The sequence below is a fragment of the Ruegeria sp. CH6 genome, assembly GCF_056537005.1.
The window spans coordinates 1-10,392 of the sequence record NZ_JBQFQS010000032.1; the positions used below are offsets into that span (position 1 = coordinate 1).

General features: G+C 52.1%; 5 protein-coding genes. 2 read left to right on the forward strand and 3 right to left on the reverse strand.

Features of this window, described 5'->3' with window-relative positions; translation table 11 throughout:
* From ACR0CW_RS22785 to ACR0CW_RS22795, 3 genes are all read right to left on the reverse strand, one after another.
* Nucleotides 1–2,989, reverse strand: a 2,989-nt coding sequence (locus tag ACR0CW_RS22785) for a beta strand repeat-containing protein (RefSeq protein ID WP_480789547.1), incomplete at its 3' end; no start/stop codon positions are given.
* Nucleotides 2,990–3,673: 684 nt separating this feature from the next.
* Nucleotides 3,674–4,162, reverse strand: coding sequence for a helix-turn-helix transcriptional regulator (locus ACR0CW_RS22790; RefSeq protein ID WP_480745052.1), 489 nt, complete (start codon nucleotides 4,160–4,162; stop codon nucleotides 3,674–3,676).
* A 150-nt stretch (nucleotides 4,163–4,312) separates the two neighbouring features.
* Entirely contained in the window at nucleotides 4,313–5,125 is an 813-nt protein-coding gene (locus ACR0CW_RS22795; RefSeq protein WP_480745055.1) for a LytTR family DNA-binding domain-containing protein, read from the reverse strand.
* Nucleotides 5,126–6,370: 1,245 nt separating this feature from the next.
* Between ACR0CW_RS22795 and ACR0CW_RS22800 the strand changes: the two genes are divergently transcribed.
* Together ACR0CW_RS22800 and ACR0CW_RS22805 are read left to right on the forward strand one after the other, a co-directional pair.
* Nucleotides 6,371–7,225 (forward strand): alpha/beta fold hydrolase, encoded by an 855-nt coding sequence (locus ACR0CW_RS22800; protein ID WP_480789548.1) that lies wholly within the window; start codon nucleotides 6,371–6,373, stop codon nucleotides 7,223–7,225.
* Between the two features lie 349 nt (nucleotides 7,226–7,574).
* Nucleotides 7,575–10,392 (forward strand): beta strand repeat-containing protein (locus tag ACR0CW_RS22805; protein ID WP_480789549.1); only part of this gene is annotated, 2,818 nt, incomplete at its 3' end.

Genomic DNA, 10,392 nt, shown 5'->3' on the forward strand with positions numbered 1-10,392 from the left:
GAACGCCGCCTGAAGGCAATGCAGCAGTGGTAATCCCATGCGCCCGGACAAAAGCGTCTCCTTGCGCCGAAACCGCTATCGTCCCGGTGTTCTTTAAACTCGTATCGATCTGATCAAAAGACATCCCGACGGCTGCAACGGTTGCAACGTTTTGGCCCGCTGCTGAAACCTGCAGGGTGCCGGAGTTTAATACGTTCCCGCTATCGCGAACGTTTGCGCCCTGAATGCCAGCTGCAAAGGCTGTAGAACCCTGGTCCGCGACAGCGTTGACAGAAACACTACCGCTGTTGGTCAGTTTGCCTCCAACGTGAGAAAATCGCATCCCCAAAGCGGAGGCGTTCAAACCTGAGGCCGAGGCCGCAATCGCGCCCGAGTTCTCGAACACTCCGAAACCACCCATTGGATCTTCGTTGATGTTGTCGACATAAATCCCGGTGGCAACAGCGCGCTGGAAGGGAATGGAAGGGTTCGAAGCGGTTACCGCAGCGCTCGCGACGATACTGCCGGAATTTGAAAATCTGCCGTCGATGAAACCGAGGGCGATACCGCTGGCGCGCGCAGTGGTATCTCCTGACGCTCTCGCTGAGATGTCCCCCGAATTGCCAGCCGAACCCTGAACATCGTCCAAGGCAATCCCTTCTGCACCAGCAAAATCAGCCTGCGCAAATACCGAGATGACGCCTGAGTTGGTGAATGTGCCGCCAATATCAGTCGTGTTGATCCCGTCTACATACGCCGAGCTTGTACCAACGGCCTGAACCGTTACTGCGCCACTGTTATCAAAGGAACCGTCGACATTTCCTCTCACTTCGATCCCTTCTACAAACGCAAAGGATCCTCCGCCAGCGGATGCCGTTATGGTCCCACTGTTGGTCAGCGAACCGTCCACGGCAGCTGTCAGGATACCAGTAGAGTTGGCCGAGTCGGTGTCGATCGCTTGGACCGTGATTTGGCCACTGTTTTCCAACGTACCCACCAAACGGCCCAGAGTCCTGATTCCATCAACGCTTGCGCCAGACCCTTGCCCTTCGGCGACAGCTGTGATCGTACCGGTGTTTGTCAAAGTTCCATTTGCTGCAATGGATCCCGTGCGAATTCCTTGGGCCGAGCCGCTGGATCCCTGACTGGCAACTGTGATGCTGCCGCTGTTGAACAGTGTCCCCAACACCGTCGAGGATCGAATGCCGATAGCCTCTACGCTCGACCCGTTGTCCACCTGGATGGTGATAGAGCCCGAGTTGCTCAGCGCGCCGCCTATTTCGCCAACATCAATACCGTACGCGGACGCATGGCTGACAGCATCTGCACGAACGCTGATATTGCCCGAGTTTTGAAGTGTTCCGTTCAGCCTTCCGATATCGATGCCTGTAGCCAACGCTGACGACGAGGTGGCAAGGGCATCCAATTTGATCGTGTTGGTGTTGATCAGGGAACCGTCGACATTTCCGCTCTCTATCCCGATCGCAGTTGCGCTGCTTCCTCGGCCTAATGCTGTGATGGCTCCGTTGTTGGTCAGAGCACCCTGCACGAGACTTGTCGATATCCCGGTTGCTACGCCATTGCGCGTACCGTTCGCCGCGATCACCAATGGACCATCATTGGTCAGCTGGTTATTCACCTCATCAACTTGAAACCCATATGCTGTGGCCGACCCGTTGCTGGCCCTTGCATCAGCAAAAATCCCAGCGCTGTTGAGCAGAGTGCCCGAGATGTCGCGTGCCTGAATCCCCCGGGCAGTGGCCGAAGTGACCCCCGCAGCGACGACATTGACGGCCGCGTTGTTCGAAACACTGCCGGCGACATTGCCGAAATCAAACCCGCCGGCATTTGCGGTTGAGGTCGTCGCCACCGCCTGGATATTGACAGCGCCCGAATTGTTGAAATTCCCGCTGTCGCCCACGCCCCCGATATCGAACCCATCTGCCGTAGCACTTCCGCCGAAAGCCAAACCGGAAATCATCCCAGAGTTGGTCAGTGTTCCGCTCAGGCCGGAGACTTTGATGACATCATAGTCTGCTCTTCCGGTGTTACCTGCTGTCATCTCGACAGTAAGTGCGCCGCTGTTTTGCAGACGGCCGGAGAGGTTGTTTACCACAATTGCGCCCCCGGTTGCCTGGTTTGTACCAGCTGCCAACACATTGATGGCCCCGGTACTGTTAAACTCACCTGGCAGACGATCAATTTCAACACCGGCTGCTCGGACAATATTAGCGCCGGATGCAGATGCATTAATGGGGCCAGAGCTATCGACTGTCCCGTTGATTGTCACAAAGGACATGCCAAATCCGAACGCCGACCCAACAGAGCTTGAGACATCAACAACAATGCTGCCACTGTTACTTGCAGTTCCGTTCACAACGTCGGCCGTTAGTCCGATACCAATAGCTCTGCTTTCGTTGCTGCCCTGCAGGATAATTGTCCCGCTGTTTGACAGTGTGCCATCGAGTTGATTGACGAGAATACCCGTAGAGGTACCGGAGGTCAGCGCAGAATTTGCGATATTAATAACACCAGTGTTCTGTACCGAACCTGTCGTGTTCCCAGAGACATCTATTCCAAAGATCACTGCTGAGTCGCCGGATGCAGCACCCATCGTGACAGAGCCCGAGTTCAGGACAGTGCCTGACAAATCACCATTGATGTCGATCGCTGCGCGGGTCCTGGCGTTCGCCTCTGGGGCTGTCAGTTGCCCGGCGTTCGTCACTGTGCTGGAATAATCCGCCACGTTGACCTGAACCAAGGCAGGCCCCGGCAAGCGATTGATGCTGATCGACCCGGTACTCGTGATGGTATGATCTTCATCCACACTACTGATCAGCGGCGTCGTTCGCGCCCCATTGACGACCTCTCCCAAAGAGGCCCCCGCTGAAACCGCCAAAACAGAGGCTGAGCAGAGGAATAGCGAGGGCGCGATGCTCGCCACTTTCCCCTTCCACTTGGTTAGACGTCCACCATGCGCAAAAGCGCGTACCCGTTGCTCGACCTGCATGTATTCTGCCCCATCTGGCTAAAGCTTTTTGATGCGCGAGAGAAGGATTGTTTCCCCAGCGTCATCCCCTCAATGCGTATTTGCTTGCACACTCAACATCGGGCTTGAAGGGTCAAAAAGGGCGAGAATGAGGCTGTTTTGATGGATTAAAACCTTGGTTTATGCGGCTTACACCATAGTTTATCGCAGGTTGAAACTTCGCTGGTTTGAAACCATGAAGAGCGGTTTTACGAAGGTGTCCGCCCTCAAGATTCTATCAATGACAATGAACGCATTCATTGCGCAGCTAGCGATCAAAACGAGAGCATGACAGTTCGCCGTTTCATTCGAAATCCCGTTTGATCGGGTCATCAGTATTTTGATGCAACCCTCAAGCTTTGGGCCAAGATGGAAGAACCCAATGCTATGGCTGATGGATCAATCTTGCCGGAATCGTACTCGCTATAGATTGAGAGTAGCTCCAACATAGGCGGCTGAAGCCTGAGCAGCAGGCCGATTTAAGCCCGACGCGTTTCATCAGCGCGTCACCGTGAGTTAGATCAAGGAGTCTTCTGGATCGATGCACCGGAAGATAGAGGCTACGAATCCCTGTATAAGTCAGCGCATTCCAGCTTCTCGGTAACGGAGTCGGGAGCTAAGTGTTAGCCAGAAAGTCAGATAATCGCGTCTTGAGAAGTGGTCGTTTTACTTCGACCCATCGCCGGTTAGATCTTCCAGAAGGGCACTGAAAAGCTGTGCCTTGTTAGAGAAACCTGACTTCCTATAGATTGAGTTTGTTTGCGCTTTGACTGTTCCCTCTTTCGCATCTCTTGCTGCAGCAATTTCAGCAGTGGAACACCCTTTCAGAAGAAGCCGCGCTACATCCCTCTCGGCTTTGGTAAACGACCACTTTTCAAAGTAGCTTACTAAAAGCTCTTCAAATGCTTCTGAGGCGCGTGTGGCTTTTCCTTCGAGTTTGGTCACATGGGTTCCCATGCGCAGCAACTCAACTCCAAGAACCACAATCGAACCCAATAAGCACAGCATCACGATGATTGCCCAGATATGGTAGTCATCCCAGTTATGCACCCACTCCAATCCCATCGCCTCGCTGAACTCTTCCAGAAGCATTATGAGTGCTGCGGCAAGTGATGCAAAAAATGATAGCGCCAGACGTTCTTTGGAGGCCGACATAGTAGGATCTTTCAAGTTGCCGACAATCTGAGCGCCGGATTTTTGCTTTTGTTGTAGTATGTTAGGGCCTGTCAATTGACCAGCCGAGCCATATCGGAGGAGTCGTTTCAGTGAATCCAGGTCTAGGAGAGAATTTTTGTGAGCAGCGATTTAGCATTGAGGCTGTTTACTTCTGGTTGGCCTATCCGCCTGCTTGGTTTCAGTCGTTTGTGCCTTTCGTCGTTCAGTTATTTCTTTAACTTTGGACACCATCTTGCGACTTATTGAAAACGCCTCGCCACCTGGGGTCACTACGTATGGGTTTCCGTTTCTGTAAACGATCTCACCCATTTCCTTCTTCGATAGCCATCTCGACCGGTGGACCAACAAACCGTCTTCAGGGTCCAAGTTCTCCACAGCGCTCTTAAGTGTCATTCTTATCAACTGTGTCCCATTTTCCGTTGTAACCGACACGTATTGGTTCTGAGCCTCCAGCATTAGCAACGGTCCTCGATTTGTTACGTCGAGCTTTAATTGAATTGGACAATCAGTTTGCTTTGGAGGGCGACGAAACAGATATTTCAGGGGGTCGTATCCAAACCCGGTTATAGCCTGAGCTCTGAAGTGCAAAAATATAGCGTAGGTAATTACACTCGAGACGAATGCAGACGTAAAATAATAGAGGATTGCGTGCTTAAGTGATGACCCGCCCGCCAGTAAATAGGTTGCAATAAAGGTCTTTAAGAACAAAATTATTAGATAACTGCCCAATGCTGTCCAAAAGACGCATATTGAGTTTCGAATAGACCAGTAGAACAGAGCAGGCCCAGCAAAAAAATAGAATGCGTAGAACGCGATTACCCAAGCCAACACGTACAGAGCATGCTGGAACTGACTGATATTAGGAACTGCATGCCCCCGCTCCACAATCACGAGAGCAAGAAAGACCACAGCGTAGGCTGAAATGAAAACTTTGTCTTTCATCAAGCCACGTAGCCAGACTGTAAGTTCAGCCTTTGTCAGCAACGAACTATACTCCCCAACAAATCAACAGTTCGGACATATCGGCGTACCGCCGCTAGCGGATAACTGAAGGGCGGGGCGGCGACTGTTCAGGGTCATCAGCAAGCAGATTCTTGTCGGGGTAATAGTACCACCATCTTGAGTGGCTAAGTAGGGATTGAGTGGGCTCGAGGCATAGATTCGCCGTTCAAACTTATGCCATATGCGAGTAGCATAACGCTTGAACGTGTACGACATGTAGACCTCCTCCAATCCCAAATTGTATTCCAGCAAGCTTTACGTTTGCAGAGTTTCAAATAGTCAAACGTTAACTAGCCCGACACAACTGTTTCTATCGTGGCCAATTTTGCGCTTGGGGTGCTGCTCGAAAGAACAAATTTCTCAAGGCCTGCACGCCGCGGAACCTATAGCTTAGTTGGTTTCATCTAAACTGGCTGGAGAGTCGAAAAACTCGCTTTGGTGCGAATAACTGGTGTTTTGGTGCGAACAACGTTCAACGACGGCTTCCGCGTTGGCACCCTTTCTCACTTGGATTGAGCCGTTTTGTCTGCTGCGAAATCGATCGACGCTGACGGGTGCTCGAACCGACACTTATAGTGGGTGCGCACTTCAATATCGCCGAGACGGTTTGCCGTGTCGCGGCGGTGTAGGCGGCCTGCCAACACCGAGAATTGGTTGCAAATATAGCTTGTGCAAGGCCCGTTTCTTGGCTGTCTCTGCCATTTGTCGCCAATCGATATCGCAGTACCCGGTCCTCGTCGGACTCGAAGAAAACAAACCAACAACTTTCGATCACGCAACGGTACTGCCAGTGCAACATTGAAGTTGTTTCAGATCAAAACACAACTTGACTGCAATGGACGGCATCTAGAACAAAGCCTGCGAAACCATACAAGTCGCGACACGACTAACCTTCAGGTTTGTAGATTCAGCGACTTTTAAACCTGATCTGGTGACTAACAACAGAATCACGATTTGATATAAGTCTAAAGGTTGTATCGATGTATTTACACTGAATTGAAACTACTATCGTGAGTTTCATTCAAAAAAATCGCGGGGTTTACAGTCGTTGTATTCTCATCGGCCCTGTCGGTGTTGCTAAACTAAACCTGTTGTGCTGCGAGTACTATTATTGTGGAATATTAGTATCAAATTTATCAGGGCTTGTTCTGATTGTAATAATTAAACTCATATGAGGGAGCTTTCATGACACAGATGAAGAGGAGCTCATTGAGAATCCAAGATGGAACTAAGCTCAGCTATTTAGAAGGCGGATCCGGTTTTCCACTCATAATGGTGCACGGCTGGTCGCAATCCGCTCAAATGTTCTCCGCCCAGTTCGAGGCCTTCTGTAAAATTCGTAAAGTTATCGCACTAGATTGGCGTGGGCACGGTGAATCACAAAAGACCGAATATGGTTACCGGATATGTCGATTTGCTAAAGATCTATATGATTTTGTCAAAGAATATGGGCTTACTGAGTTTGATATTTTAGGTCACTCTTTGGGAACATCTGCTCTTTGGTCTTATATGTTGATGTTTGGCCATGATCGCCCACCTCGGAAACTTATCTTTGTTGATGAACCCGCTTCACTTCTTGCCAGGCCAAACTGGAGTGCCCAGACGCGCCTAGATGCTGGATCCATAATCAATTCGCTTGAAGCGCTTGCGCGGTTTACTGATAGTGTCATCCATGCGGATTCCGTCGCCAAGCATGCGGATATTCTGCGCCCCATGTTCACGGCAGAATTTCCAGAAGATAAACTCCTTTCGGTAGCTGCTGAAAATCTTAAACTTCCGCGGATGTGTGCTGCTGGCCTCCTCGAGGACAACTGTCTCCATGACTGGCGCAGCGTAGTCGGGCAGATACAAAATCCGGTCCTTGTTGTTGCCGCGGAGGGTAGTCCCCATCCACTGGAATCTCAACAATGGATAGCCTCACAAATCTCGGGTGCTAAATTGGTCGTCATCCCGAAAGATGAGGGTGGAAGCCACTTCATGTTTGTGGAAAACCCGCATCGATTTAATGGTTCTGTCTTGGAGTTTCTCGAAACCTCCTAACCCACCTTCGGGCAGCGCCTTGGGTGCTAAGTTTTAGAGAGTGGCAAGGCGAATTTCAAAGCCCATGAAGCGCACGAGGCAGTGAAGTCTCAAGATCTGATAAACTAAAGTGTATGCGGCCTAAACCTAGTGTTTAAAAGGGCTAATTGGCCACATTCTCGCCGTCAATACCCCTTCCAACGGATAGTCGAGCGTGCAAGCAAATGCGCATTGAGTAGGTGACGCTGGGTAATCAAACCCTCGCGTGCGCATCAAAAAGCTTTAGCCAGATGGGGCAGAATACATGCAGGTCGAGCAACGGGTACGCGCTTTTGCGCACGGGGGACGTCTAACCAAGTGGAAGGGGAAAGTGGCGAGCATCGCGCCCTCGCTATTCCTCTGCTCAGCCTCTGTTTTGGCGGTTTCAGCGGGGGCCTCATTGGGAGAGGTCGTCAATGGGGCGCGAACGACGCCGCTGATCAGTAGTGTGGATGAAGATCACACCATCACGAGTACCGGGTCAATTGAAGTAAACCCACTGCGCGCGTCCTCCTTAGTCTTCATCAATGTGCCCGACTATAGCAGCACTCTGATAAATGCTGGACGCATATCGGCACAAGGCGGAACAAGCCTTGCCAGGAGCGGACTCGCTACATTCGGCGACCTATCCGGCACCATTCTGAACTCTGGTACAATTTCCCTTGGCGAAACGGTAAACGATAATGCTCTCCTGATCGGTATTGACCTTAACAACACGTTGAGCGGGTCTGTTGAAAACACCGGAGTCATCAGCATTCAGAATGCCGCCGTCCAGGGCGGCACAGCAAACGGGATTCTGGCGGACCAAGTCGATGGTACACTGTCAAACAGCGGGACAATCAACGTACGGAGCAGCAACGACAGCAGAGCCAATGCAATTGGACTAGAGACCGGCATTTTGACTGGGACAGCAAGTAACAACGGCAGCATTTCCGTTAATACCTCAAGCCGTCTTGGGTCGGCTGTTGCGTTTGGCATGTCCTTTGCACCAATCACGGGGACGGTCGAAAACTCCGGCCCCCTCAACGTATCTGCAAACGGAACAATTGGTGCCCGCGCAGTTGGTGTTGCCAGTCACGATCTGATAGGTGGGTTTAACAGTACCGGGGCCATCAATGTGTCGGGAATTGGTGGAAACGGCGTAATTGGGCGAGCAATCGAAGTAAACAATCTCTTTGGGCGTCTGCAAAACAGTGGCGCGCTTACTGTCGATGTGACGGCAGGCAGCACCGGTAGAGCGGCCTATGACGCAGCCAGAGTATTCGGCCTTGGTGGGACATTGACCAACTCTGGGATGGTTTCCGGGCGGGGTATCGGCGGAAACGTTGACGCAGGTGGGTTCGATATCAGGGGTGTGAGCAACGGCGCGAGTTTCGACAATTCGGGCGCTGTCAACATTCAGGCGCTTGCTACATCTACAACTGCTAATGCCGATGGGTTCGATTTCGGCAATGTTGCCGGCAGTGTTTCGAATTCAGCGCCAGTTATCGTCACCGCAAGTGGTGTCACCCAGGTACAGGCCAGAGGGATAGCGGCCGGCAACGTCTCAGGTCTTATAACTAACAGCGGGTCGATTTTTGCTGATGCGCAGTCAAGTAATGGCGCAGGCTTTGCGCGTGGCATCGAAGTCAGCGATGTTAGCGGCAAACTCACCAATGCCGGAGACATCGTGGCAAGCGGCGCTGGGTTGGACAATGGCGGCGCAATAGGAATTTTCACGGGCAACATATTGGGGGAATTGAACAATAGCGGTGATATCACTGCAACAGGACGGGGAAGGCGCGCCAACGCTTATGGTATTAACACGACGGGGAATGTTGACGACACTTTGATCAACACGGGCTCGATTACTCTGGTCGCTACGGCTTCCGGATCGGGTAGTGCGACAGGTATTCATGCCGGTAGATTGAATGGGACGCTTCAGAACTCTGGAAGCATTGCCATTCAACTGAACGCCGCCGGCCAAGCGTCCGCATACGGTATTGATGTTGGCGAAATAGGCGGTGCGCTGAGCAACTCGGGCTCTATCACCATCCAAGCAGGCAATGGATCGAGCGTTGAAGCCATAGGTATCCGGTCCTCGACGGTATCGGGCTCATTGACCAATAATGGCAGCATCACGGTTGCGGCCCAGGGCTCCAACGTCGCTGCCGATGGCATCGGTACAAGGTCTGTCGCCGCTGGCGGGGTATTGTCCAACACCGGTTCGATTTCTGTTTTGGCAAACGCTCAAGGGTCGCAGGCGAACGCCAACGGATTTCTGATTGGTGGTCAGATATCTGGCACGATGACTAACAGCGGCAGCTTGACGGTTCAGGTTACGTCAGACGTTGCCACCGCCAGCGCATATGGCATCTTTACGTCAGATATCGACGGACAGCTAAGCAATAGCGGAACTATTGTGGCGATGGCTCGGGGCGATACAGCCGAGTCCTCAGGAATGCGCGTTCGAAACATCAACGGCAGCTTCAGCAATAGCGGTGCCATTACCGTAACGGCCCAAGGGCAGAACTCGGCAACAGCGCGGGGAATCGAAACCGGTGAAATCGCTGGTGCGTTCGACAATACAGGAACCATCACAGTTGCCGCTAACGGAGGATCCAGCGCGTATGCGGTGGGAATACGTTCCAGCAACTTTCGGGGGATAAGCGGAGCTTTTGCCAATTCAGGCAGCATCTCAGTAACAGCAGCGGCATCTGGTGGGTCGAGTTTGGCCGCAACCGGATTGAGTGCGCGATTTATTGACCAAAGCGGTAGCTATGAAAACTCGGGTACGCTTTCGGTTGCCGCACGCGGTAACAAAATGTCTTACGCCTACGCACATGGTATCCAATTCTCGCGCGTCGGTGGTGATTTATCTAACAGCGGGGACATCGCGGTGTTGGTCGAAAACTCGCAAGGATCGTCCGCCTACGCTGCCGGAATGTTTGTCGGAGGCGTATTAGATACGGCTCGCATTTCAAACTCTGGTTCCGTGCAAGTGTCAGTTGATACTCAGAAAGTGGCAACAGCTGCGGCCATTGGTCTGGGAATGGGTGCTATCGAAGGGGAGGTTACCAACACCGGGACGATAGCGGTTTCGGCGCAAGGAGACGCTTTTGTCCGGGCGCATGGGATTACCACTGCTGCATTGCCTTCAGGCGGCGTTC

Bases quoted from the DNA above. Each gene is read 5' to 3' on its own strand.
- ACR0CW_RS22795 (WP_480745055.1), bottom strand. From the start codon at position 5,125: ATGAAAGACAAAGTTTTCATTTCAGCCTACGCTGTGGTCTTTCTTGCT.
- ACR0CW_RS22790 (WP_480745052.1), bottom strand. From the start codon at position 4,162: ATGTCGGCCTCCAAAGAACGTCTGGCGCTATCATTTTTTGCATCACTT.
- ACR0CW_RS22800 (WP_480789548.1), top strand. From the start codon at position 6,371: ATGACACAGATGAAGAGGAGCTCATTGAGAATCCAAGATGGAACTAAG.